Origin of the sequence: Spongorhabdus nitratireducens (genome assembly GCA_947387575.1) — a bacterium.
Lineage (GTDB): Bacteria > Pseudomonadota > Gammaproteobacteria > Pseudomonadales > Endozoicomonadaceae > CANDOC01.
Map to the genome: position 1 here is coordinate 93,216 of CANDOC010000001.1, position 25,304 is coordinate 118,519.

At 50.8% G+C, this 25,304-nt stretch carries 23 protein-coding genes and 2 tRNA genes; 9 read left to right on the forward strand and 16 right to left on the reverse strand.

The window, feature by feature from the left end; translation table 11 throughout:
* Nucleotides 1-14: 14 nt before the first annotated feature.
* Entirely contained in the window at nucleotides 15-641 is a 627-nt protein-coding gene (udk, locus tag ACYZZ0_RS00425) for a uridine kinase (protein WP_461534591.1), read from the reverse strand.
* Between the two features lie 145 nt (nucleotides 642-786).
* Between udk and ACYZZ0_RS00430 the strand changes: the two genes are divergently transcribed.
* Nucleotides 787-1,827 carry a methyltransferase gene (locus tag ACYZZ0_RS00430; RefSeq protein ID WP_461534592.1) on the forward strand — a complete coding sequence of 347 codons (1,041 nt, stop codon included), beginning with the start codon at nucleotides 787-789 and terminating at the stop codon, nucleotides 1,825-1,827.
* Between the two features lie 242 nt (nucleotides 1,828-2,069).
* Nucleotides 2,070-2,642: a Crp/Fnr family transcriptional regulator gene (locus ACYZZ0_RS00435; protein WP_461534593.1), complete on the forward strand. Its 573-nt coding sequence runs from the start codon at nucleotides 2,070-2,072 to the stop codon at nucleotides 2,640-2,642.
* Nucleotides 2,643-2,653: 11 nt separating this feature from the next.
* Here the strand turns inward: ACYZZ0_RS00435 and ACYZZ0_RS00440 are convergent, their stop codons facing one another.
* From ACYZZ0_RS00440 to ACYZZ0_RS00455, 4 genes are all read right to left on the reverse strand, one after another.
* A complete protein-coding gene (locus tag ACYZZ0_RS00440) occupies nucleotides 2,654-3,310 on the reverse strand; it encodes a tRNA1(Val) (adenine(37)-N6)-methyltransferase (protein WP_461534594.1) in 657 nt (218 codons plus the stop codon).
* A gap of 126 nt (nucleotides 3,311-3,436) precedes the next feature.
* Entirely contained in the window at nucleotides 3,437-4,351 is a 915-nt protein-coding gene (locus ACYZZ0_RS00445; protein WP_461534595.1) for a DMT family transporter, read from the reverse strand.
* Nucleotides 4,352-4,549: 198 nt separating this feature from the next.
* Nucleotides 4,550-5,083, reverse strand: coding sequence for an OmpA family protein (locus ACYZZ0_RS00450; protein ID WP_461534596.1), 534 nt, complete (start codon nucleotides 5,081-5,083; stop codon nucleotides 4,550-4,552).
* Nucleotides 5,084-5,246: 163 nt separating this feature from the next.
* The gene (locus tag ACYZZ0_RS00455; protein ID WP_461534597.1) at nucleotides 5,247-5,996 is read right to left on the reverse strand and encodes an OmpA family protein; all 750 of its coding nucleotides are present in this window, start codon (nucleotides 5,994-5,996) and stop codon (nucleotides 5,247-5,249) included.
* 450 nt (nucleotides 5,997-6,446) lie between these two features.
* On the opposite strand from ACYZZ0_RS00455, the gene ACYZZ0_RS00460 reads away from it, so the two are divergent.
* The 4 genes from ACYZZ0_RS00460 to ACYZZ0_RS00475 all read left to right on the forward strand — a co-directional run bounded on the left by ACYZZ0_RS00460 (nucleotide 6,447) and on the right by ACYZZ0_RS00475 (nucleotide 9,739).
* The gene (locus tag ACYZZ0_RS00460) at nucleotides 6,447-6,680 is read left to right on the forward strand and encodes a FeoA family protein (protein ID WP_461534598.1); all 234 of its coding nucleotides are present in this window, start codon (nucleotides 6,447-6,449) and stop codon (nucleotides 6,678-6,680) included.
* On the forward strand, nucleotides 6,677-9,073 hold the full coding sequence (feoB, locus tag ACYZZ0_RS00465) for a Fe(2+) transporter permease subunit FeoB (RefSeq protein WP_461534599.1): 2,397 nt from the start codon (nucleotides 6,677-6,679) through the stop codon (nucleotides 9,071-9,073). Before ACYZZ0_RS00460 ends, feoB begins: the two co-directional genes overlap by 4 nt.
* Nucleotides 9,063-9,317 carry a FeoC-like transcriptional regulator gene (locus tag ACYZZ0_RS00470; RefSeq protein WP_461534600.1) on the forward strand — a complete coding sequence of 85 codons (255 nt, stop codon included), beginning with the start codon at nucleotides 9,063-9,065 and terminating at the stop codon, nucleotides 9,315-9,317. Before feoB ends, ACYZZ0_RS00470 begins: the two co-directional genes overlap by 11 nt.
* A 95-nt stretch (nucleotides 9,318-9,412) precedes the next feature.
* A complete protein-coding gene (locus tag ACYZZ0_RS00475) occupies nucleotides 9,413-9,739 on the forward strand; it encodes a hypothetical protein (protein WP_461534601.1) in 327 nt (108 codons plus the stop codon).
* 89 nt (nucleotides 9,740-9,828) lie between these two features.
* Here ACYZZ0_RS00475 and ACYZZ0_RS00480 read toward each other — a convergent pair.
* The 10 genes from ACYZZ0_RS00480 to gloB form a co-directional block, all read right to left on the reverse strand.
* Nucleotides 9,829-9,904: transfer RNA gene (locus tag ACYZZ0_RS00480), tRNA-His, on the reverse strand.
* A 90-nt stretch (nucleotides 9,905-9,994) separates the two neighbouring features.
* Nucleotides 9,995-10,070: transfer RNA gene (locus ACYZZ0_RS00485), tRNA-His, on the reverse strand.
* A gap of 184 nt (nucleotides 10,071-10,254) precedes the next feature.
* A complete protein-coding gene (locus ACYZZ0_RS00490) occupies nucleotides 10,255-11,850 on the reverse strand; it encodes an ABC transporter ATP-binding protein (RefSeq protein ID WP_461534602.1) in 1,596 nt (531 codons plus the stop codon).
* An 18-nt stretch (nucleotides 11,851-11,868) separates the two neighbouring features.
* The gene (locus ACYZZ0_RS00495) at nucleotides 11,869-12,891 is read right to left on the reverse strand and encodes an ABC transporter permease (protein ID WP_461534603.1); all 1,023 of its coding nucleotides are present in this window, start codon (nucleotides 12,889-12,891) and stop codon (nucleotides 11,869-11,871) included.
* Between the two features lie 28 nt (nucleotides 12,892-12,919).
* Entirely contained in the window at nucleotides 12,920-14,011 is a 1,092-nt protein-coding gene (locus ACYZZ0_RS00500; RefSeq protein WP_461534604.1) for a microcin C ABC transporter permease YejB, read from the reverse strand.
* A 6-nt stretch (nucleotides 14,012-14,017) separates the two neighbouring features.
* Entirely contained in the window at nucleotides 14,018-16,042 is a 2,025-nt protein-coding gene (locus ACYZZ0_RS00505; protein ID WP_461534605.1) for an extracellular solute-binding protein, read from the reverse strand.
* A gap of 12 nt (nucleotides 16,043-16,054) precedes the next feature.
* Nucleotides 16,055-17,914, reverse strand: coding sequence for an extracellular solute-binding protein (locus ACYZZ0_RS00510; RefSeq protein ID WP_461534606.1), 1,860 nt, complete (start codon nucleotides 17,912-17,914; stop codon nucleotides 16,055-16,057).
* A gap of 31 nt (nucleotides 17,915-17,945) precedes the next feature.
* Nucleotides 17,946-19,805 carry an extracellular solute-binding protein gene (locus tag ACYZZ0_RS00515; protein ID WP_461534607.1) on the reverse strand — a complete coding sequence of 620 codons (1,860 nt, stop codon included), beginning with the start codon at nucleotides 19,803-19,805 and terminating at the stop codon, nucleotides 17,946-17,948.
* Between the two features lie 149 nt (nucleotides 19,806-19,954).
* Nucleotides 19,955-21,604, reverse strand: coding sequence for a lytic transglycosylase (locus tag ACYZZ0_RS00520; RefSeq protein ID WP_461534608.1), 1,650 nt, complete (start codon nucleotides 21,602-21,604; stop codon nucleotides 19,955-19,957).
* 160 nt (nucleotides 21,605-21,764) lie between these two features.
* Nucleotides 21,765-22,562, reverse strand: coding sequence for a hydroxyacylglutathione hydrolase (gene gloB / locus ACYZZ0_RS00525; protein ID WP_461534609.1), 798 nt, complete (start codon nucleotides 22,560-22,562; stop codon nucleotides 21,765-21,767).
* Nucleotides 22,563-22,720: 158 nt separating this feature from the next.
* On the opposite strand from gloB, the gene ACYZZ0_RS00530 reads away from it, so the two are divergent.
* Genes ACYZZ0_RS00530 through dnaQ form a run of 3 tightly spaced genes read left to right on the forward strand, consistent with a single transcriptional unit; the run spans nucleotide 22,721 to nucleotide 24,740 of the window.
* The gene (locus ACYZZ0_RS00530) at nucleotides 22,721-23,548 is read left to right on the forward strand and encodes a class I SAM-dependent methyltransferase (protein WP_461534610.1); all 828 of its coding nucleotides are present in this window, start codon (nucleotides 22,721-22,723) and stop codon (nucleotides 23,546-23,548) included.
* The gene (rnhA, locus tag ACYZZ0_RS00535) at nucleotides 23,545-24,024 is read left to right on the forward strand and encodes a ribonuclease HI (RefSeq protein WP_461534611.1); all 480 of its coding nucleotides are present in this window, start codon (nucleotides 23,545-23,547) and stop codon (nucleotides 24,022-24,024) included. Before ACYZZ0_RS00530 ends, rnhA begins: the two co-directional genes overlap by 4 nt.
* The gene (gene dnaQ, locus ACYZZ0_RS00540) at nucleotides 24,021-24,740 is read left to right on the forward strand and encodes a DNA polymerase III subunit epsilon (RefSeq protein ID WP_461534612.1); all 720 of its coding nucleotides are present in this window, start codon (nucleotides 24,021-24,023) and stop codon (nucleotides 24,738-24,740) included. The genes rnhA and dnaQ overlap by 4 nt, the downstream gene beginning before the upstream one ends.
* 66 nt (nucleotides 24,741-24,806) lie before the next feature.
* Here dnaQ and ACYZZ0_RS00545 read toward each other — a convergent pair whose 3' ends face one another.
* Nucleotides 24,807-25,118: an SCP2 sterol-binding domain-containing protein gene (locus tag ACYZZ0_RS00545; protein ID WP_461534613.1), complete on the reverse strand. Its 312-nt coding sequence runs from the start codon at nucleotides 25,116-25,118 to the stop codon at nucleotides 24,807-24,809.
* Nucleotides 25,119-25,304: the final 186 nt, after the last annotated feature.

Genomic DNA, 25,304 nt, shown 5'->3' on the forward strand with positions numbered 1-25,304 from the left:
GATTGGATTTCGGTTTAGCGATGGCTGACCAGGCTGCGGATCTTGGTTTTGATCAGATCCAGCGCGATCTTGTTTTTGCCGCCGCGGGGAATAATCAGGTCGGCGTGCTGGCGGGAGGGTTCGATAAACTGCTGGTACATCGGACGCACGGTTTCCATGTACTGATCGATCACAGATTCCATGTCACGGCCACGGCTGATGATGTCACGCTGCAGGCGACGGGTGAGGCAGATATCCAGCGGAGTATCCATGTAGAACTTCAGGTCGAACTCTTCACGGATACGCGGTACAGACAGCAGTAAAATACCTTCAAAGATAACCACTCGAGTCGGATTGATGCGCAGGGTTTCAGCACGGCGGTTATGCTTGGTGTAATCATACATCGGCACTTCAATCGGCTGACCGGCCTTCAGTGCACGCATATGCTCCAGCTGCAGATCGTGGTCGAGGGAGTCCGGATGGTCATAGTTGGTCTTGATGCGCTCTTCCATGGCCATATGGGACTGATCTTTGTAATAAGCGTCCTCGGAGATTACCGAAAGATGGTCAGAACCCAGTTCAGTAGCCAGCGTCTGGGCCAGCAGGCTTTTTCCGGATGCAGAGGCGCCGGCGATGCCGACCAGAATTGTTTTTTGAGACATGTGAAACGTACCCGAAAATCCGTAACGAAAATGACAGACGAGAACTGCCGGATGTAAAAGCCTGGCTTTAATAGCTGGGATATTACTGAGATAAAGAGTATAACGCCTGATCGTTTTTTATAAATTAACTGGAATTACCCCTCTCATGATGGATCCCCTTAGTTCGCCGGTGCTTTTGCTGCAAAAGAACGCAGACTTGTTGGAGGGAATGCGTATTCTCATGCTGGAGCCCGAATCCGGTGCGGCAGTAACGGCTCTGGCCAAAACTGCTGAACAGGTGTCGGTTTTTACCTCGGATTGCCGTGTCCGTGACCAGCTGGAATCATGGGCTGAAGCCGATGGGCAGAATACGCTTTGCTTTGGTTTTGGTGCGCAGACGACAGCGGCAGAGCATGATCTGGCCATCGTTTTTTTGCAGAAAAGCAAGCCGCGCACCGATATGTTGCTGCAGCAGGCATTGCAGGGGTTGAATGAATCCGGCCGGTTATTGCTGGTGGGTGCTAACAAGGCAGGTATCAAGTCCTGGGGCAAGCGAATTGAAAAGCTTGTCGGTTCGGTAGAGAAAGTCGACAGTGCCCGTCATTGTGTACTGTTTGCGGCGGATCGGCCGGATGAAGTGGCAGCTTTTGATATTGAACAGTGGTTTGAAGTTAACCAGCTGGATCAGGCAGATCTGGAGGTTCACTCACTGCCGGGTGTATTCAGTCATGGTCGACTGGATGTGGGTACCAGACTGTTGCTGGGCACAATGGAAAACCGTATCAAGGGTCATGTGCTTGATTTTGGCTGTGGTGCCGGTGTTGTGGCTGCCGCAGTTGGCAAGAAGTATCCGAATACCAAACTCACAATGGTTGATATCAGTGAACTGGCGCTGGAATCTTCCCGTCGTACGCTGGCTGCCAACGGGGTCGAGGGCCAGATTCAGGCATCGGACGGCCTTGGCAATATCAAGGGCCGGTTTGATCTGATTATTTCCAACCCGCCTTTCCATGAAGGCATCAGCACCCGTTACGATACCACCGAGAACTTTATTCGTGCGTCCCGCCGGTTTCTGAAACCACGGGGTGAGTTCCGGATTGTTGCCAATAATTTCCTGCAGTATCCGGCCATTATCAAAGAGGTTTACGGCCATTGCGAGGTGCTGGCCAGTGGTGACGGCTTTAATGTTTATCAGGCAAGGGTATAAAAATCCTGGTTGTATCTCCTTGCGCTTATTGCATATGTGAATCATTCTTAGAGCGTCAGTAACAAGATGCCATTGTCCAGCCAGTGCTAAACCCCATAATTTTTAAGGGTTTAACACTGGCTGGACATGTTTGCGGACAAGGTCATCCGCACAGCAGGCCGGAAAGGACTCCCTGATTCAGCAGTCAAGAGGAGAGGGGTGTAGTGTCGTATCTTTCTTTGCGCCAAACGCGGCTGGGACTTATGCTTGACAGCCTTCGCAGGGCTCTATCCGAAATGAGTCCGGTTCCGGACAGCGACTGGCACCGGTTTGAATGTCTGTTCCGGGAAGTGCGGCTCCAGCGCCATGAAGTGTTTATCTCCGAAGGCAGTATTCCCGACACCTTTGTTTTCGTATACAGCGGCTTGTTGCGGCTGTTCTATACCACCGAGCGTGGAAGGGAGTACAACAAGGAATTCCGCTGGGAAAACGAGTTCCTTGCCAGTTATAGTGCCTTTAACTTCCGACGTCCCACCCGTTTTACTGTTCAGGCTCTTGAGGATACTGTGCTGTTGGTAGCGCCCTATCATGAGGTTGAGCAGCTCTATGAGCATTCAACCTACTGGCAGGGTATTGGCCGCCGGCTGGCGGAAAGGATGGTGGCGGACAAGGAAGAAAAGGAAGCCCAGTTACTGATGGACTCCCCCAGGCTGCGTTATGAGCAGCTACAGAAAAAGTTTCCTGAATTGATGTCCCGTTTGTCCGATTACCACATAGCCTCCTATTTGGGTATCACACCGATAGGCTTCGGGCGTATCAAGCAGCAGATCGGTTGATTATTGCCGGTCTAAAGCTTCAGGTAATACGGGCTCAGTATCTCTGTGGCTGCTTTCGAGTATTCGGGATGTCTGCTGTAAATATTGATGCGCTGTTGCTTCAACGGCGCAGGCTTGTGTCTGAAAGCCAGGATGCTGCGATGTGGCTGGTGCTCGGTACTTGAAGCGACTTCAATACGTTGACAGAGGTGAAGGCCTGCATTGTCAGCTTCTCTGCAGGCATCTGAATCGCTATCTGACGGCAACAGCAGCCAGGCTTTTCCGGTTTCTTCCACGAGATTATTTTTCAGTGCCTGAAACAGCTCTGACAACGGCAGGCTGTCATCGTGACGGGCCATATTGCGCTGTGCATCGGGGCAACGGGTAGAACCGGTGAAGAAAGGGGGGTTGCACAGAATGCAGTCATACTTTTCTTCACTGTTACTGCTGAAATCCTGGGCAGACTTTTTATGCAGGTTAAGCCGGGCTGACCAGGGGCTGAAACTGAAATTATCAGCGGCCTGAGCCAGAGCGCCCGGTTCGATTTCCAGGGCATCAATCTTCGCTGATGAGCGCTGGGCAGCCATCAGCGAAAGCAAACCGGTACCGGTACCAATATCCAGAATCCGGGTAGCATTTTCTACCGGAATAATGGCGCCAAACAGGCAGGCGTCTGTTGTTATTTTCATGCCGCACAGCGCCTGCTCTACACGAAACTGCTTGAATGCAAAATATGTGTTTCGACCCATCTGGTATTTAATCTGTATTTTTGTCCTGAAGTGGGCCGGCAGTCTAATGGAATCTGCTGCAAGCGACTATTGTGATCTCTCCCTGTGCTGATTCGCAGTATTGCCTTTGAAACGGATCTTCTGCAGAAAAATACCGCCAAGAATAAATCCCAACCCTGCCCAGGTTGCTGTAATGATCGGTTCGTCCAGCACCAGCCAGATAACAAACAGTGACAATAACGGGCTCAGGTAACTCAGGTTACTGATGGCTGCAGTATTGGTGGCATGTTTCAGTGCCAGAATCCAGCAGACATAGGCCAATCCCATTTCAATCAGACCCACATAAACAGCACCAGCCAGATCATGCCAGTGAGCAGGTATAAAGGATGACTCCATCGCTACAACCAGGGTCATCATCGGTAAGCCGGCAATAAAGGTAGCAGTCAGGCTAATCAGGGGATCATGGCTATGACGGGTGTTAATCAGCCAGTAAAGGGCCCAGCACAATGTACTGGCCAGGGCCATTGCAACGCCGGGTACATCATCAAACTGTAATTCTGCCAGTTCGCCGCGGGTAGCAATGATCAGTACACCGAAGTAGGCCGTGAGAATGGCGGCGATATCCAGCTTGCGAATTTTCTGTTTGAGAATAGGGATTGCAAGCAGTGTCATTGCCATCGGCCAGGTGTAATTCAATGCCAGAGCCTGCTGTGCCGGGAGCCTGTCATACGCGTTAAACAGAAAGATGTGATACAGAAAGGGATTTAATGCGCCTAACAGCAGCCATGCCGGCCAACTGTCATACATCGCCCGAACTAATTGTCCGAGTTGCTGCTTTTTAATCAGTAAGCCCAGAGTGAACAGCAGTGATGTCAGGCTTGCATAAAATAACAGCTGGTAAGGGTCGAGGTGACCTAAGGCAAGTTTGAACGCTGTGGCTATGGTAGACCACATTAAAACGGTGACCAGGGCATAGGAATAGGCTTTGGTCATTTGGGTCATATTGTTACTACTTTTCGGGGGATTTTGGTGAAGGTTTTACATTTTCAGAAAGAGCGTAAAAATTCTAATCAGTTGTAACGACGATAGCGAGAGCCTGAGAGCAGATAATCGGTTTGTCTATAGATGGGAGGAATTAAAAAAGCCGGCGCCAAAGGGGGCAGGCACCGGCAAGTACTACAAAAGCTAATTAAGAAATAATTATTCAGAAACCGGAGAAAACTCGGTTCTGCGGTTCATGGCGCGACCTTCATCAGTTTCGTTTTCAGTCACTGGTGAGCCTTCACCGAAACCCTGGGTTTCCATCTGGTTTTCGGCAACCCCTTTATTTACCAGATACATATAGGCTGACATCGCGCGGCGTTCGGATAAACGCTGGTTATAATTGGCAGAGCCAATGCTGTCGGTATGTCCGCTCAGCATGACACGCTTGTTCGGATGCTTGATCAGATAGGCTGCCAGATTATCCAAACGCTCCCGGGCATTGTCATCCAGTCGATCCGAATCAAATGCAAAGTGAATACGCTCCATCTGCTCGATCATATCCACTTCACTGAAGGCACAGGCTGTGCCTCCAATCAATGCTCCACCAAGAGCAGCCCACGGGCCGCCTGCTGCCCAGGTTACACCGCCGCCTGCAGCGCAGGCTGGCCAGTTATTCTTGGGTTGGCTGGAACATCCGGTTAAAAAGACGATGCTGGCGATTAATACGAGTCCTTTCCATTGGGTTCTCACTGCGACCTCCTGTCATCTCTTTACAGCAGTACCTCAATTTTTAATCTAGCAGCTAACCCGGGTGATAACAGTCAAAGATGGAGTGTGAGAGTGGATGCAATAAAAAAGCCCCTAAATATCAGATAGATAGAGGCTTTCGGTTTCGATCGAAATTGGCTGGAAACTACTGGCCCTGATACTGATCAGAGGGCTGTGGCGGTTTTGGCGGCTCTGGAGCAAACAGCTCGAGATCGACCCGGCGGTTATGGGCCCGGCCTTCACGTGTGGCGTTATTGACCTGTAGCTCGCCCAGTCCTGAAGCCTGTATTCGACTGGCACTGATACCTTTCTTCTCTACCAGGTACTGTTTGACTGATTGAGCCCGGCGGACAGAGAGCTTGTCGTTATAGCTTGCAGGACCGGTGGAGTCGGTATATCCATTGACCTTCAGGTGAATATGGGGGAAACGCTCAAGGGTTTTCGCTGCATTTTCCAGTACCTGTTCTGAATTCTTCTCGATTTTGGTGGAATCAAACTGGAAATAAAGGCTGTCCAGTCTCTCCGGAGGCAACGGATGGGCCTCTTCTTTAACTGGCGGTGGTGGTGGAGGAACCTCAACAACCTCTTCAATAACAGTCACTTCAGGTTCAGGAGCCGGTGCGGGAGCTGGTGGTGCCGGAGGCTTATTGGTCAGGGCACAGATGGCTCCCCCAAGTAACAGCCCGATCCCGCCGCCAGCCGCTGCTGATGACCCGCTATGAGTTGCTCCGGCAGCAGCACCGGCCAGTCCGCCACCAAGTGCACATTTGCCCCAGCGATCGAACCAGGTCTGTCCGTGCTGGCTGGCACAACCTGCCAGCATAATGGGTACCAGCCCAATCAGAAGATACCGGCTACCGGGAAATCTTCGCTTGGTGTTGAGTGTTTCAGCCATAAGAGCATCCTCCGGAACCTTTTCTAATGATCCCTGCTGAAGCCTGCTGATCCTGAATGGCAGAGCTGCACCGATGGTATCGATTGCAGTGGCACACCCGGGAGCAACACCCGATAACAGCAGGTGCGAACAAAAAGGAAATATGACCCTGAATCGAATAAATATGGGATTACAGCAAATTTAAATATGAAGTGGGGTCATATGCTGAGTTAAACGTTTGAGAGTATAGAGGCTGGTTTGGTTTTCTGCCGGAAGCCGTCGAAGGCAGAGTGCTATCAAGAGGAGTTAATAAGGAGAGTGAACCGAATCAGGTACACTAGATCTAAATGATAATCTTATACATTTGCGATAATAGTACTATGCTCTCTCACTGACACTGAAGAGTACAGTCTTTGGTTATTGCTCGCTTCGATTCTAGTTTCAGGTGCGGCTTCCGGGAGTTTCTCGCTAATGATACAACGTCTGGATCAGTTGTCAGCAGGACAAACTGCCAGAGTGCTGGGGTTTAACGAACAGTTGGGGTGTCGCTCACAGTTGCTGGCAATGGGCCTGATACCGGGTGCCCGGTTAAAGGTTTCCCGACTGGCTCCGCTGGGGGATCCGATGCAGCTCGAGCTGGGTAATTCCAGCCTCAGCTTGCGTCGAAGTGAAGCCGCAATGATCCGGGTTGAGCGCCTGCCATGAAACCGTCTGCCACGAAACCATCCGCCTTAAAACAGAGGATCGTTGCTGTTCTTGGTAACCCCAATGCAGGAAAAACCACGCTTTTCAATGGTATGACCGGTGCTCGGCAGCAGATTGGCAACTGGCCGGGGGTCACGGTTGAAAAGAAAACCGGACACTACAGTCATGATGGTGAAAACATCACGCTGGTGGATCTTCCGGGTACCTATTCGCTGCAGGGGGAGGTTTCGCCTGACGAGCAAATTGCCCAGCAATATCTGTTAAGTGGTGAAGCTGAGCTGGTCATTAATGTGCTGGATGCAACCAACCTCGAGCGCAACCTTTACCTGACAACCCAGCTGATGAGTCTGCGGATACCCAGGCTGATTGTTCTGAATATGATGGATCGGGCCAGGGATCTGGGTGCTGTCATTGATGTCGATTTACTTTCCCGTGAACTGGGGTGCCCGGTTATTCCTGTTTCTGCCCGAAACAGCCGGGATATGATTCGTCTCCAGCGAGTGATTGCAAACTTTCTGCGCCTGAGTAATACGATGAACGCTGCTGAATCAGCGATGAAAGTATATTCCGGGGAAGAAACCGTCGGTCATAAGATTTGCTGTGCGCTTGAGTTGATTGAAAAGGGGCTCGCTAACGAGCAGGTTGGATCAGTCGCTGGACGACAATGGCATGCAACCAGACTACTTGAAGGTTCCGCTTTGGGGTTGGGCGTTTCAGCTGCATTGTCGGAAAAAACAGCAGCCCTGAGAAACAGAATTGAACGGGATTCAGCGGAAGATATCGATATTGTAATGGCTGATCAGCGTTATTGCTTTATCAGAAAGCTATGCGTTGAAGCCGTTAGTTTCAGAAAAAAAGCCAGTCGGGCGCTGACTGATCGTATTGATCGTATTGTCCTTAATCGTGTGCTGGGTGTGCCGGTATTTTTCCTGACCATGTACTTGATGTTCATGGTGACGATTCATATTGGCAGTGCTTTCATCGAGTTTTTCGAACTTTCCGTCGGCGCATTTGCAGTAGATGGCCTGGCCTCGGCTTTAACCAGTATTGATTCTCCGGGCTGGCTGACAGCACTGCTGGCTTATGGCATCGGTGGCGGTATCAAGACGGTTGCCAGCTTTATTCCGGTAATCACTTGTCTGTATTTGTGCCTGTCTCTGTTGGAGGGCTCGGGTTATATGTCCCGTGCAGCCTTTGTAATGGATCGTTTTATGGGCATGATGGGACTACCCGGCAAGGCTTTTGTGCCGCTGCTGATTGGTTTCGGTTGTAACGTGCCAGCCATCATGGCGACCCGGACACTGGAGCGGGAACGTGATCGTAAGCTGGCGATCATTATGAATCCGTTTATGTCCTGTGGTGCCCGGCTTCCGGTTTACGCTCTGTTTGCTGCAGCATTTTTCCCGGCTTCCGGTCAGAATCTGATTTTTACCCTCTATCTTGCCGGATTTGCCATTGCGATACTGACCGGCCTGATAATGAGGTGGACCTTGTTGAAGGGGAGCAATGCACCTTGTGTGATGGAGCTTCCGGTTTATCAGCTGCCGGCTCTGAAGACAGTCCTGATTCAGACTTGGGATCGTTTGTACGGGTTTCTGACCGGAGCAGGGAAGGTTATTGTACTGGTTGTCGCCGTACTCGGCATGCTGGGGCATGTAGATTCCAGGGGGCGGTTTTCTGCTGAATGCTATTCAGAGCACTCAATTCTGAGTGAGGCAGGACGAGCCATTGCACCGCTGTTTTATCCGATGGGCGTATCCGAGGATAACTGGCCTGCTGCAGTGGGTCTGTTTACCGGTATTTTTGCCAAGGAAGCAGTAATAGGCACGCTTGATTCATTGTATAGCCAGCTTGCGGGTCAGCAAAAGCCTGCTCCTGATGATGACGTCGGGCTGATAGACAAGCTCAAGGCCGCTGCCCTGACAATCCCTGCAAACCTGAATGCCCGCTTGGGTGGGGGGCTGATGGGAGGTCTTGATCTGGAGTTATCTGAAATTGGTGATTCAACCCAGACCGCAGAAGCTCTGGACCTCAATGATGGCATGATCAATCAGATGCAACAGCGGTTTGCGACCGATGCTGCTGCCATTGCCTACCTGCTATTTGTATTGCTATATGTGCCCTGTGTCGCTGCCATGGGCGCGGTGAAAAGAGAAGCCGGTTTTCGCTGGATGTTGCTGGTAGGTGGATGGTCAACATTTGTCGCCTATGCTGTTGCAACCGGATTTTTCCAGTTTGCGACATTCGCAAGTCACCCTCTTTATTCATTCTGTTGGTTGTCAGGGCTGTTCACAGTCTTTGCTGCGGTTATTTTTGCATTATGGTTAACAGGGCAGCGTCAGTTGCCAGCTACGATTCAGGTAAACCGGGCCGAGGTAGCAGATGCTGGTTGAAATCCGTGATTACCTGGCGGAAAAGGCCTCTGTCAGCATCAACGAACTGGCACTGCATTTTGATGTGCCGCCGGATGCCATGAGAGGGATGTTGTCACACTGGATTCGTAAGGGATATGTGCGGCACACGACGGCTTGTAGCGGTGGTTGTAATAGCTGTGATACGTCAGAAACCGAACTTTACTTCTGGCATCCGAAGCAAAAAAACAAAGCTGAATCTGCTGTATGCCTGATTAGAGGGTGAATTCCTGTCTCAATAAATAGGATAATATCACCCTTGTTTGTATGACGGCTCTTGTACAGGGCATCAGAAAAACCATTAAGGATAAGGTATTAGGGATGCAGCGAATAAAGTCGATTGCTTTCTCCGGGCTGGTATTGTTAGGGCTGGTCGGCGGAATTTCAGGTTGTGCCGTGTCATACCAGAATTATGCTCAGGTAGGAGATAATGAGGCTGCAGTTGTTGAAAAGATTGGCAAGCCGGAGAAACGAATTGCTAGCGGCGATTTTGTCGGGGTTCAGTACAGCAGTCGCAGTTTTGAAAGTGGTGATCTGAAAAAACAGTATTACGTAATCATTTTTTATGGTGACAAACTGTTCAAACAGGGATACGGGCAGCTAAAGCAGCAGGATCAGTTCCCGCCTTTAGTGATTGATGCGGAATAAAGGAAGCAGAAACTACTTTTCTGACTTCCATAAAAAAAGACAACCCGGAGGTTGTCTTTTTTTATGCCTTTAAAAGGCAGATCGAATAATGGGGTGGACGATGGGAGTCGAACCCACGACCGCAGGAGTCACAATCCTGAGCTCTACCAACTGAGCTACGCCCACCATTAAACCGGTGCAGTACAGAAGATATGATCTTCTGTTTTTCTGCTGTTTATTGAATCAGGTCCAATGAAAACAACAAAAATGAAAAAGTGGGGTGGACGATGGGAGTCGAACCCACGACCGCAGGAGTCACAATCCTGAGCTCTACCAACTGAGCTACGCCCACCACTTTGTCACAAAGAAGTTACTGTAAAGTGCAGTGCTTCAGTGCGGGGCGTATCTTACTTGTAAGGCTGAAGGCTGTAAACCCTTAAGTGAAAAAGATGATTCTGAATTATGCAGGAATAACAAAGAGTTATCGGTTTAAAACTGAAACCGACACGGTGACTTTCTGCGCCTGAACGACAATATTAAAATGCAGCCTCAAGCAAGGCCTGGGTGTATTCATGGCGGGGATTCTCAAAAATTTGTTCCCGACTCCCTTCTTCGACCACTGTACCGTTGCGCATCACCATAATCCGGTGGCTCATAGCTCGCACCACGGCGAGATCATGACTGATAAAAATATAAGACAGATTGTGATGGGCCTGCAGATTACGCAACAGATCAATAATCTGGGACTGAACAGTGCGGTCAAGCGCTGAGGTTGGTTCGTCAAGAATCACCAGCTTGGGCTTGAGTACCATCACCCGGGCAATGGCAATCCGCTGTCGTTGGCCGCCGGAGAATTCATGGGGATAGCGATGTCGTGTTTCAGGCTCCAGCCCGACCTCTTCCAGTGCCTTTATTATCAGTTGTTCGCGCTGCTGTTCATCCTGCATGCCGTGAACTTCGAGCCCTTCGCCAATGATATCGGCAATGGTCATGCGAGGACTCAGGCTGCCAAATGGATCCTGAAAAACAATTTGCATCTCCCGCCGAAACGGACGTAATGCTTTCTGGGATAACTGATGCAGCGGCTGATCATGAAAATAAATAGCGCCCTTGCTACTTTGCAGTCGAAGTAATGCCAGCCCCAGGGTGCTTTTGCCGGAGCCGCTCTCTCCTACAATACCCAGCGTTTCTCCCTGTTGCAGGGAGAATGAAATGTCATTCACCGCTTTGACATGATCGACCGTACGTTGAAGCACGCCTCGTTTGATGGGAAACCATATTCTCAGGTTTTCACCTTGCAGCAGTGTTTCGGAGCTGTCACTGGGTGCAACAGGAAAACCGGATGGCTCTGCATTAATCAACATCCGGGTGTAAGGGTGTTTGGGGGATGAAAAAATGTTGTCTGTGGTGTCTGTTTCAACAATTTTTCCCTGCTGCATAACAGCAACCCGGTGGGCATTGTGCCGTACCAGATTAAGATCATGGCTGATCAGCAGAATACTCATTCCCAGTTTTTGCTGAAGCTCATGCAGCAGGGCAAGAATCTGACGCTGCACCGTAACATCAAGGGCTGTTGTTGGTTCATCGGCGATCAGGATTTCAGGCTCATTGGCCAGCGCCATGGCAATCATAACCCGCTGGCGTTGTCCGCCGGAAAGTTCATGAGGAAAGGCATTGAGTCTTTTGCTGGCATCCTGAATTCCGACCAGTTGCAGCAATTCAATAATACGTTGCTCTGCAGCACTGCCTGACAACCCTCTGTGCAGTGCCAGCACTTCACCAATCTGTTTCTGCACACTATGTAGTGGATTCAGGGAGGTCATAGGCTCCTGAAAAATCATACTGATCCGGTCGCCTCGTATACGACGAAGAGTTCCCGTATCAATATCAAGCAGGTTTTCTCCGGCAAACTGAATGGAACCACTACAGCGACTATGGGCTCGGGGTAACAGCTGCAAAATTGATTGGGCTGTGACTGATTTTCCGGAACCGCTTTCACCAACCAATGCCAGCGTTTCACCCGGATACAGATCGAGGAAAGCATGCTCTACTGCGGTTTCGCAGGTATCGCCATTGAAAAATTCAATATTGAGATCCCGAATCTGCAGTAGTGGCTCCGAGGCGGTTGTCATTCCTTGCTCCCCATCCTGTTATTTGCGTGGATCCATGGCATCACGGGCACCTTCTCCGATAAACACCAGCAAGGTCAGCATCACCGAAAGCGTGACAAAAGCAGTAATACCCAGCCAGGGCGCATGCAGGTTAGCCTTGCCCTGTGCAATCAGTTCACCTAAAGAGGGCGAACCGGCAGGCAGGCCAAAGCCCAGAAAATCGAGTGAGGTGAGGGTGGTAATGGCTCCGGTCAGAATAAATGGCATAAAGGTCAGGGTAGCGACCATGGCATTGGGCAGAATATGACGAAACATTACCCGGGAGTTGTTCATGCCAAGCGCTCGCGCTGCCCGAACATACTCAAGGTTGCGCCCCCGCAGAAACTCGGCGCGAACAACGTCCACCAGTGCCATCCAGCTGAACAGCATCATGATGCCCAGCAGCCACCAGAATCCGGGCTCCACAAAGCTGGAAAGAATGATTAGCAGATAGAGTACTGGTAGGCCTGACCATATATCGATAAATCGCTGCCCGAACAGATCAATCTTGCCGCCATAGTAGCCCTGAAAAGCACCCGCAGTGACCCCGATCAGGCTGCTAAATAAGGTCAGGGTAAGGCCGAACAGAACCGAAATGCGAAAGCCGTATATAACCCGGGCCAGAACATCCCGTCCCTGGTCATCTGTACCCAGCCAGTTTTCGCCGCTGGGCGGGGCAGGAGCAACGCGTTTGTAATTGATGGTATCGTAACTGTAGCGAATGGGCGGCCAGAACATCCAACCGTGAGGTTCAATCAGTTCACGGGCGTATTCCTGACGGTAATCCGTTTCCAGTTCAAAATCACCGCCAAAAGTTGTCTCCGGGTAGTTATATAGAAACGGGAAGTAGAATTGATTGTCGTATTTCACCAGTAGCGGCTTGTCGTTAGCGACCACTTCAGCAATCAGGGTCAGCAGGAACAGAAACAGAAAGATCCATAATGACCAGAAAGCCCGGCGATTGTGGCAGAAACTTTCCCAGCGGCGCTGGTTCAGGGGATTCAATGTGATCAGTCCGGCCATGGAAGCTGTTTCCGGTATCGTTATTTATTCAGAGTTCTCGGGATTCAAAATCAATACGCGGGTCGACCAGAACGTAAGTCAGGTCGCCCAGCAGTTTTACCAGCATTCCGATCAGGGTGAAGATAAAAAGAGAACCAAAAACCACCGGATAATCACGATTGATAGCGGCTTCATAACCCAGTAATCCCAGTCCATCCAGTGAGAAAATAATTTCGATCAGCAGTGAACTGGTAAACAGAATACCAATCAGGGCGGCGGGGAAACCGGCAATAACCAATAGCATGGCATTACGAAAAACATGACCGTACAGCACTCGGTTTTCTTCCAGCCCCTTGGCCCGGGCCGTCTGGACATACTGTTTGTGGATCTCGTCCAGAAATGAATTTTTGGTAAGCATGGTAAGAGTGGCAAAGCCACTGATTACCAGCGTGAAAACAGGAAGCACCAGATGCCAGAAGTAATCCCCGATTTGTCCCAACAGGGAAAGTTGTTCAAAGTTATCTGATGTCAGTCCCCGTAAAGGGAAAATATTCCAGTAACTGCCACCGGAAAACAGCACAATCAGCAGGATTGCCAGCAGAAAGCTGGGTACTGCATAACCGGTGATGATGACGGTACTACTCCAGATATCAAACCGGGAGCCGTGTTTGACGGCCTTGCGAATCCCCAGCGGAATGGAAATAGCATAAATAATCAGCGTGGCCCATAGCCCGAGAGAGATAGAGACGGGAAGCTTTTCCTTGATCAGCTCGATCACCGGGGTATCTCGGAAAAAACTGTCGCCGAAGTCGAGCATCAGATAACTGTGCATCATTTTCCAGAAACGTTCGGCAGGGGGACGATCAAATCCGTATAGCTTTTCAATTTCCTTGATCAGCTCAGGATCCAGTCCACGGGCACCCCGGTATTCGGTCATGCCCTGTTGTTGCAGCTGCTGGATTTCAGCATCAACCCCGCCACCGATCCTGCTGGTGGCACCGACATCGAGTCCTTCCAGCCGGGCAATCATCTGCTCCACTGGCCCGCCGGGAGCCGCCTGAACAATAAGAAAATTGATCAGCATAATGCCGAACAGGGTCGGAATAATCAGCAACAGGCGGCGAATAATATAGGCAAACATCGACAGTTATTGTCCTTTTTTCCGGCGACGTGCAATGACTACATACAGAAGCAGTCCGGCTATCACCAGCAGGACTGTAAACCGGAAGCCATCCTCTGCTTCCGGTGTATTTGCATCTTCAGTATCCGCTGCCTGATCTGATGTTGCAATGGGTGGAGGCTCATACCACCAGATACTCATATCCAGGCTGAACAGCGGTGCTGAGTCAGGATGGTGTAAGGTGTTCTTGTAGGCCACATGCAGGTAAGGATCATACCAGTGCGGAATCAGGTAGCTCTGCCAAAGCAAAACCCGGTCCAGAGCATGTGTTGCTGCCAGCAGCTCCTGATAGTCATCTGCTGAGATTACTTTTTCAATCAGGCTGTCAACCACAGGGTTTTTGATGCCCATGCTATTACGGCTTCCGGGGGTATCAGCAGCTTCACTGCCCCAGAGATTTCTTAATTCATTTCCTGGACTGCTGGACATGGGAAAACGGTCGGCAGTGATATCGAAATCAAAGCTGCGAAGCAGGCTCAGATAATGGGATAAATCAACAGTGCGGATACGCATGTTGATTCCCAAAAGCTCCAGGTTCTTCTTGATCGGCAGGGCGATCCGCTCCATGCTCGGGTTCAGTAACAGCAAATCAAAACTGAATTGTTTGCCCTGTTCATTAAGCAGCTGTCCGTCCTGTATATGCCATCCAGCCTGTTGTAATAATTCGAGGGCAGTCTTCAGGTTTTCACGATTATTACCCAACCCGTCTGTTTGAGGCAGGGTGAAAGGTTGTGTGAACAGTTTCTCGGGAAGTTGTTCCTTCCACGGTCGCAGCAGCTTTAACTCCTGCTCATCAGGCAAACCGGATGCCGCGAGATCAGAATTGACAAAGTAACTGTTGGTTCGGGCATAAAGACTATAGAACAGATTGCGGTTGGACCACTCAAAGTCGAAGGCATAATTCAGCGCCTGCCGGACCAGAATATTATCAAAGGGAGGGCGGCGCAGATTGAAAATAAATGCCTGCATTCCGAAGGGATTGAGGGTACGCAGACTTTCAGTAATAACCTTGCCGGTTTTGATCGCTTCAAAGTGATAGGCGGTGGCCCAATCCTTTGACAGCAGCTCTATCCTGAAGTCGAGTGCTCCGGTTTTCAGCGCCTGTAGTGAGACTGTCCGGTCACGGTAATAATCATAAACAATGGTGTCGAAGTTATAGCGACCAATATTGACCGCCAGATTTCGTCCCCAGTAATTCGGATCCCGTTCATAAGTGATGGAATGACCGGACTCGATAGCCTTTATTTTGTAAGGGCCGCTGCCTACAGGCGGTTTAAGGCTAGTTACAGCGAAATCATTGTCTTCTCTTTCCCAATAATGTTTTGGCAGAGCCGGCAGCTGGCCCAGAATCTGAGCCAGCTCGCGATTGTTGTTATGTTTGAAAACAAACAGCACCCGACGCTGGGAAGTGGCCTCAGCCCGGGCTACATCGGCATAGTAGGTTTTATAAAAGGGCCGTCCCTGTTGCCGCAGCAAATTAAAGGTGAAGACAATATCTTCCGCCGTAACGGGGTGTCCGTCATGGAATTGAGCCGAGGGCCTGAGGTTGAAGGCAACCCAGCTATTATCTTTCGCCAGTTCAATTGATTCCGCCAGCAACCCGTAAGCGCTGAAGGGTTCATCGCTGGAATCTTCCAGCAGGGTGTCATACAGCCCGTTAATACCCATGGCTGTAGTACCCTTGTCTATCCATCGATTCAGGCTATCGAACGAACCAATACCCGCATAACGGATTGAGCCCCCTTTGGGAGCTTCAGGGTTTACATAGTCAAAATGACTGAAGCCGGCTTGATATCGCGGCGTGCCATAGCGACTCACACCATGGTGAACAGTAAAACTGGTACTGTTGTCGGAAGCTTCTGCCAGCACATTGGCGGCAGAAGCGGAAAACAGTATCAGCCATAGTGAGGTAAATAGCGAGGCAGATAGCGGTGCAAATAGTGAGGCAATCCAGGCAAAAAGATTCCGGACAGCTTGCTGTTCCTGATCCATGGCTGTTACCTGCTATTCTGGCTGATGCCACCAGGCCATGATATCGACGACATAAAGTGGGCTCACCGCAGGGTGTCTCAGATAGTTACGGTAAAACAGATTCCAGTTTTTCTGGTACCACAACGGGTGAGCGTAATAGTTACTTCTTACAACCCGGTCCATGGCCTGAACATAACCAATCAGCTCCTGCCGGGTGCGGGCATTGCCAATTCCCTGAATCATGTCATCGACAACCGGGTTTGAACAGCCGGAATAATTTTTACTGCCTGACTGACTTGCAGAAGCACTGCCCCAGAAAACAGCCTGCTCGATACCGGGAGAAGGAGTATTGTGGAAGCTGTGGATCAACAGATCATAGTCATGAGCCCGTAACCGGGTAATGTACTGGGAACTGTCAACAGTGCGCAGGTTGATCTGGATACCCAGACGCTCCAGTAATTGTTTGTAGGCCAGAATGGTCCTTTCGATCTGGGGGTCGGATGTCAGTAGTTCAAGTTCAACCGGATCATCACTTCCAGGGGCAAACAGTTTGTTGCTGCGGTGCTGCCAGCCATTATCCTGCAACAACTTCAGTACACGACTGAGAGCAGACCTTTCTTCGGCTGCTGTGGCTATATCCGGAGTGTGCCAGGGCACAGTCAGAGCGCCAGCCGGTAACTGACGGGCAAACGGTTCCAGTAATGTTTTTTCCAGTTTGCCGGGTAAGGGAGGGGCAGCCATATCCGTGCCGGCAAAGAAACTGTCAGCACGACTTAATTCCCCATGAAACAGCCGGCTGTTGATCTGATCAAAGTTAAACAGTTCACTGAGTGCCTGCCTGAAGATCAGTTGTTCCATTGGCTTGCGGCGGGTATTGAATACCAGTGACTGGGTTTGGGGGTTATGGTTGGTAATTTGTTCGGCGATAATTTTGCCGCTTTTTACCTGCGGTGTATTCTGGTCATTGATCCAGTAACGGGGATCTGATTCGATTCGCCAGTCATAGCTGCCAGCCTGAAATGCTTCTCTGGCAACGGTATTGTCCCGGTAATAGTCATACTGGATAACATCAAAGTTGTTACGACCCCGATTAACCGGATGGTCGGCAGCCCAGTAGTTATCGACTCGCTCAAGCGTAATAAAGCGTCCTGCTTCAAACTTGCTGATACGGTACGGCCCGCTGCCAAGTGGCAGTGTCAGGTCCGCCTTGTCAAAGCTGCGCCCCTCACTGGTCCAGTAATGCTTCGGTAGGACCGGAAGCTGGCCCAGAACCAGTGGCAGTTCCCGATTTTCCGGATTCTTCAGATGAAACACAATCCTCAGCGGTGATGTTACTTCGGTGCGCTCAACTTCTTTATACAGACTCTTCTGGGTCGGAGATCCCTGTTCAGTAAGAGCTGAGAAAGACCAGGCAACGTCTTCTGCGGTTACCGGGTGTCCGTCATGGAACCGGGCTTCAGGATTAATATTGAATGCAATCCAGCTGTTATCTACAGGGCGTTCGATCTTCTGTACCAGTACCCCATATTTGCTTAAAGGCTCATCCCAGGAGCGCACCATCAGTGTTTCGTAAACCAGATAAACAACGCCTGTTGCGTTACCTTTGCTGATCCAGGGGTTGAAGCTGTCAAAAGTACCGGTAAGGGCGAGTTTGAGTGTTCCCCCTTTCGGTGCATCAGGATTGGCATACCCAAAATGACGGAAATCATTATTGTATTTCGGCTGACCATGCAGACTGATGGCGTGGCTGGTGGTTACCGGTGATGCAGCATCAGCTTTCTGCTCACCCGTTACGGTATCACTTTCATTCGCGGTAACAGCCAGTGGCTGCAGGAAAAGAAAACAGACGGTGCTGAGCGCCCTCAGCCAAAACCGGCGAAGTTCTGGAGTCATTGTCGTTCTCATGCTGAAGAAAGTATTTGTTTCAGTGTAATCGAGCCGTCGATGCTTTGCCTGAGTCACCCTCGGCTTCTCTTGACCACCAGAGCGTCAGATCAGGTGATGTATAGAGTGGGACAAACCGGGGCGGTATCAGTTCATTGTGCCAGGTGATGCGTGCTATCGGGTTGTACCAGCGAGGGACCACGTAATATTCCCATAGCAGTACCCGATCCAGTGCCCGCAGGGTTGTTCGTAGCTGATCATAGGAGTTTGCGGTGGCGACTTTTGCCAGCAGGGCGTCTACGGCCGGATTATTAATGCCGGGCAGGTTACGGGTTGCCGGCTGATTGGCTGTAGATGAGTGCCACTGCACATTGAGATCAATGCCACCCGGCAGGTTATGCATATAGAAGTACCAGCCACACATATCAAAATCGAGTCGGCGGATGTCTCTCATGTAATGGGCAATATCTACCTTCTGGATATCCATATGAATACCGATCCTGGCAAGATTTTTTCTGTATTGCTGCAGAATGCGCTCGAATTCCTGAGTCAGGTAGAGCAAGGCAAATTTCAAGGCATCACCCGTTTCACGGTGAGTCATGACACCCTCTTTCAGCTCCCAGCCAGCAGCTTTGAGTAATTCGAGTGCTTGCAGAATCTGGGGGCGAATATTGCCACTACCATCGGTTTCCGGAGCCTGAAATGGTTTTTCGAACAAAACAGGGGGAAGGTGTTGTTGCAGCGGTCGAAGCAGTTTGAGTTCCTCTTCGTCTGGCATCCCGGTTGCCGCAAAGTCGGAATTGTTAAACCAGCTGTTGGAGCGGGTATAACTGCCTCCGAAAAGGTGGGTGTTGCTCCAGTTGAAATCGAATAGCAGGGCAATAGCTTCCCGCACCCTGCGATCCTGGAATTTTGGCTGGCGGGTATTAAACACAAATCCCAGCATACCCCGCGGTGACAGAAACCGGATCTCGCTTTTGTGCAGGCCAGCCGCTTCCAGATCTTTTGGATATCCGGTTTCCCAGCGCTTGGTACTGCTTTCATGGCGGAAGTTATAGTGTCCTGTGAGAAATGCCTGCAGCGCAACTTCGGGTTCGTTGTAAACATCCCAGGTAATCAGATCGAAGTTATATCGGCCGCGGTTGACCGGCAGATCTTTGGCCCAGTAATCCTTGACGCGCTCATAAACAATCCGTTTGCCGGCATCAATCTTTTTTATCCGGTAAGGACCGCTGCCACTGTGTGGTGTCAGTGATGTTCTGGAGAACTCCCGATCCTGCCAGAAACGAGCTTCAAGAATAGGTAGTTGTGCCAGCTGGATGGCGATCTTGGAGTCCGAATCTGGTTTGAAGAAAAAAGTGACAGTATGTTCTGAAGGTGTTTCTACCTTGGTTACATCATGCAGCAGTTCCTGGTAAAAGGAGGTGGCCTGTTGACTGAACAGTTCTGCAGTGAAGGCGACATCCTTGCTGGTGACAGGGTGACCACTATGAAACCGGGCGCGGGGGTCAAGGTGAAAAGTTATCCAGTGACCACCGGGTACCATCTCAACCCGTTTGGCCAGCAGTGGATAGACAGAAAGGGGTTCATCGGCTGACCTGACCATCAGGGTGTCATACAGCAGGTCAAGATCCGGTGGCAGCTTCCCCTTGGCAAGATAACGATTGAGAGAATCAAAGTTACCAAAGGAATTACGCTTCAGATGCCCCCCTTTGGGTGCATCGGGATTCACATAATCAAAATGAGTAAAGCCGTCCGGATATTTGGGAGCACCAAAGTGAGCAAGGGCAGAAAAGGTTTGTACCTTCGAGGTTTCGTCAGAGCCGGCCAGTGCGGTGTTGAGAGCCAGGAATACAGCAGTCAGTAATATGCCCCGAAGAACAGGGATAAAAGTGATCAAGGTATCCAAACCTGCAAATTGTTTATTAATAAATGTTATAGCAGCAGCGGGCTCGGAAGTGTGAGAAATAAGAAAAAAGAAAAGGTTAGGAGAGATTGATGTCATTAAAAAAGGCGTCGAACGACGCCTTTTAGACAGAATGGTCGCAATCAGCGAGCCCGGGTTACATCAACGTACAGAGTCAGCAGTTGACCTGGCTGAAGATATTTCTGGGATCGGGTTTTTGCATTCCAGTCCTTGATCTGGCTGACACCGACACTGAAACGACTGGCAATAACCGACAGGTTATCTCCCTGCCGTACCTTGTAGCTAACCCGGCGTACCACACCGGATTTAGGCATGCCCTTGCTGGTCCAGATGGAAAGGGTTTTACCGACCCGTAGCGGGTCACCGGGTGCCATGTTGTTCCAGCGTGCCAGCTGGCGCACCTTGACATCATAGCGACGGGCAATGATCCAGAAGCTGTCACCTTCCTTGACGGTGTACTGTACCTGGCGTCGACCTTTACGCGGCGTATTCTGTTTGGCCAGCGTCCGCTGAGCAGCAGTGAGCTTGTAATTGTCACTGTCGGCAGACGGTACCGGAATCAGCAGCGGCTTGCCAGCAACAATCCGGTTGCCTTCCAGCTCGTTAACCTGACGGATCAGTTCGGGGCGAGTACGGAACAGCTTGGCAATCTTGATCAGACTGTCGCCGGGTTTAATGGTGTAACGCTGCCATTTCATCCAGTCCTTGCTGTCCATGCTTTCGAGGTTGGCTTCAAACTCGTCAACCACTTCAACCGGCAGCAATAGATGATGCGGACCGTTAGGCGATGTTGCCCAACGGTTGAATCCCGGGTTCAGCTTGTACAGTTCATTCGGTTCGATACCGGCCATTGCAGCGGCTCGAGCCATATCAATCTGCTGACCTACCTCGACAACTTCGAAGTAGGGTTCGTTGATGACTTCCGGCAGTTTCAGGTTCCACTGTTCCGGATCCTTGAACATGGTGCTGACAGCCATCAGCTTTGGTACGTAAGCACTAGTTTCTTTCGGCAGTTGCAGATGCCAGAAATCAGTGGGCTTGCCGGCCGACTTGTTGCGACGGATAGCCTTCATTACCGTACCGGGACCGGAATTATAGGCAGCCAGTGCCAGCATCCAGTCACCGAACATTTCATGCAGATCTTGTAAGTGATCCAGTGCCGCTCGGGTAGACGCAATCACATCACGACGACCGTCATACCACCAGTCCTGCTCCAATCCGTAGAGCTTGCCGGTAGAGGCAATAAACTGCCACATGCCGGCAGCACGACCATGGGAGTAGGCAAAGGGATCGAAGCCGCTCTCCACAATCGGCAACAGCGCCATTTCCATCGGCATGTTGCGGGCTTCGGTCTCTTCAATAATAAAGTGCAGATAGCGTGAACTGCGATCAGCGGTTCGACCGAGGTAAGTGGTATAACGTGAGTAGCGCTCCAGTTCAGAAGCTACCCGCGGCTGGTCGTTGCTGTGGTCCATGGTAAAACCACCGCGCAGCCGTACCCACAGATCAGGGGATACCGTATCGGCAGCGAGTGCGCTGTCGGCTTTGTCAAGATCTTCGACCTCGGCAATAATCCGGGCCTTGAGATCATCCTTGATATGAGGCACTTCCGCTTTGCCGTCTGCCAGCAGGGCGGAGTTTTCAGGTGTTGTCTGCTGTGTGCTCTGACAACCACTCAGTAGCATCACAGCAGTAAGGGCCGGTACTGCAAGTTGCAGTGGACGGCGTGCCGATCGGGCATGATCGGCGTGGGTATTTTTTTTGCGGTTCATTCAGTTTTTAGCTGCTTTCTATACCGTACCTACCCTCAGAGTCTCTGCGTTACCAGACATCTGAAATCAGGATCATGCCCAGAAGACGAAACGGTGGTTTTAGTGAAACATACAAAACTCCACAGAGTTTAACATCTATCATCGACTGAATCTGTAGTTATTAAAAGCAGTCTTTCCAGTTTCTTATCACCTTAAAAATGTTGGCTTCCTCACTTGATATGTCAGCATCCCGCATTTTTGCGGCTGCGATCACATCAGGCTCTGCGGTGCGTAGAAACGGATTGGTATTTTTTTCTGTCAGCAGCGTTGAAGGCACGGATGGCTTATTGTTACTTCGCAGCAGAGCAACATCCTTTATGCGTTGTTGCAGAAGATTATTTTCAGGTTCAACAGCAATGGCAAAGCGCAGGTTGGCTTCGGTGTACTCATGTGCACAAAACACCCGGGTATTGTCCGGTAACGCAGCCAGTTTCTGCATTGAGTCGAGCATCTGTTCTGCCGAGCCTTCAAACAATCGACCGCAACCGCCAGCAAACAAAGTGTCGCCACAGAACAGGGCAGGGCTCTCTACAGCTTCATCGGTGAAATAGGCAATATGATCAAGAGTATGTCCGGGCACGGAATGCACTTTGAAACATGAACCCAGAATGCTTATTTCGTCATCCTGACCAACGGTTTGGGAAATCAATTTGATTGCAGGGTTGTTCGGGCCAACGACAGGGACCTGATAATGTTGCAATAATGTCTGAATACCGCCGGTGTGATCTGTATGATGATGGGTGATCAGAATACCGCCAAGTGACAGCCCCCGCTGCTGCAGGGTCTGTAACACAGCCTGACCATCGCCAGGATCAACCACCCATGCGGTTGAGTCGTCACTTTTATGCTGATTATCAGTCCGGGTCAGGAGCCAGATATAATTGTCATTAAAGGCCGGAATCGGTGTAATCTCGATCATGGGTATCGGTTCTCCTGAATAGACTGCTCTGGCAGGCAGCATTTTACCCCGGTACAGTTGACCGGACGCCCGTGATAGGGTGATATGTGGACGAGATGTTAACACTGGTCTGGAATGTTGAGTAGCGGATGAGCTTGAAACTGGCCCCCGGAAGAAGCATGTCGTCTGATCCCACGGTAATCCCGGAGCTGTACCGTCAGCTGGCAGAGTGGCTGGAAACGCCTGCCGGTCAGTATCTGCTGGAGCAGGAACGTAAAATTCTGGAACAGGCGCTGCCGGGAATTTTTGGTTACCAGTTACTACAGCTGGGCATCAAACCGGATCTGACGCTGGTCTCCCGCTGCGGTATTGCCCATAAAACCATGTTGTCACCCTGGTCCGGACAGGAAGACAAGGGTGCCTTTATTCAGGGCTCGATGCTGAGCTGGCCGATTCGGGAAGAAACACTGGATATGGTGTTTCTGCATCATGTGCTGGAATTCTCATCAGCGCCACGGGCAGTGTTGAGAGAAGCCAGCCGCTGTCTGATTGCCGGCGGCAAACTGGTCATCGTTGGTTTTAATCCATTCTCCGTATGGAATATGATCCGCTGGGTTTATCCCGGACTGAAACTGATGCGGGGTAATGCAAGCCCGCTGCGTGCGGCACGATTGCAGGACTGGCTGGAACTGCTGGGGTTCCGGGTGGACAGCATCAATCATGGTATCGGACTATTTCCCCTGGGGCGCAATCATCCGCAGTGGGTCCAGAAAATGGCCCGCTTTGCCCGCAAAACCGGCCTGCCGGTCGGTGGTATTTATGTCATTGTGGCGACCCGGGTCTATCCGGGACTAACGCCGCTGCGTGGTCGCTGGAACGGTGCCCGCTCCCTGATTGGCCCTGCGGTGCCGGGTTCTTCCGCACAATCTGTTTTCCGTTCCACCCATTTTGAAAGTGACCTGATTGACTTCAGTGGTCTTCAGGTGAATAAACAGGATACTGAGTGACTGAACATAAACCGGCAGAGCCGACAGGCTCTGTGGTCGAAATCTATACCGATGGTGCATGCAAGGGTAACCCGGGGCCGGGAGGCTGGGGTGCGCTGCTGCGTTACGGCAAGCATGAACGCGAATTATGTGGTGGTGAACTTGAAACCACCAATAACCGGATGGAACTGACCGCGGCGATTGAAGCGCTGCGCGCCCTGAAGCGACCCTGTCCCGTTAAGTTAACGACAGATTCACAGTATGTCCGGCAGGGTATCACTCAATGGATGGTTAACTGGAAAAAGCGCCAGTGGAAAACCGCCAGCAAACAGCCGGTCAAAAATGCTGATTTGTGGAAGGAGCTTGATCAGGAAGTGGCACGGCATCAGATAGAGTGGTGCTGGGTCAAGGGACACAGTGGTCATCCCGGCAATGAAGCAGCTGACCAGCTGGCCAACCGGGGTGTCGATCAGGTTTTGAACAGGAATAAGTCATGAGAATCGTTGTACTCGATACCGAGACAACCGGTCTGGAGCCTTCACAGGGGCACCGGATTATCGAAATTGGCTGTGTCGAACTGGTGAACCGCAAGCTCACCGGTAACCATTACCATGTCTATATCAATCCCCGCCGTGAAGTGGATGAAGGGGCGATTGAAGTACACGGTATTACCAATGAGTTTCTGGCCGACAAGCCGTACTTTGAAGATGTCGTCGAGGAGTTCTTTAACTTCGTTCGTGGTGCCGAACTGGTCATTCATAACGCGCCGTTTGACGTCGGCTTTATCAATCACGAATTCAACAAGCTGCCGCACTCACCCGGCAATATTGAAGATCACTGCAAGATCACTGACTCGCTGAAACTGGCGCGGGCCAAACATGCAGGGCAGAAGAACAATCTGGATGCACTGTGTAAGCGTTACGGCGTCGATAACTCGTCCCGGACCCTGCACGGCGCGTTGCTGGATGCCGAGATTCTGGCGGATGTCTACCTGCTGATGACCGGTGGCCAGACCCACCTGTCATTGGGTGGAAGCGATGATATCAGTGGTGGAGGAGTTCAGGGTTCAAATATTGTCCGACTGGATGCCAACCGGTCCCGGCTGCCGGTGCTCAAGGCGGATGAAAGTGAACTGGCTGCGCATAACGAGCGACTGGATCTGATTACCAAAAAGGGTGGTCGCTGTCTCTGGCGGGATATGATTCAGGACTGATCAGAAAAGAATCATCCGGTAGAAATCATGGAGAAACCCTGCCGGATGATTTTGAGCGTTGTCGGCTTAGCCGAACAGATCGCCCAGCTTGGTAGCCAGCATCATATTGCCTTTGCAGCGTATCTTGCCGGTCATAAAGGCCATCATCGGGTTTTGGGAACCGGAGAGAATACCTTTCATGGTACTGCTGGTCATGACCAGGGTGACATCGGGTGATTCATGGGCGCTGTGAATCAGGTCACAGGTACCGTCCTTGACGATCAGGTGATAGGTATCGCCATCTTCCATATCGAACTCATAAACCAGGTCCAGTCCGGCTGCAGCCTCAGGATTGAAATGCTCTTTCATCTGGGCAACAGCTTCAGCAGCTGTAGACATGTTCAGTTCCCTTTTTCATTGGTCGCTTTCGGTATTTGCGATACATCATTGGGTGGTACTGGGTCGAGCACCGCAAAACCCGTCAAGGCTATTGACTGGTTCCGACAGTGTCAACCATCAGGGATATAACACATTGGGGCGGCAACTGTTGTCAATGGCTTGAATGGTTTATCCTGAATCCCCATT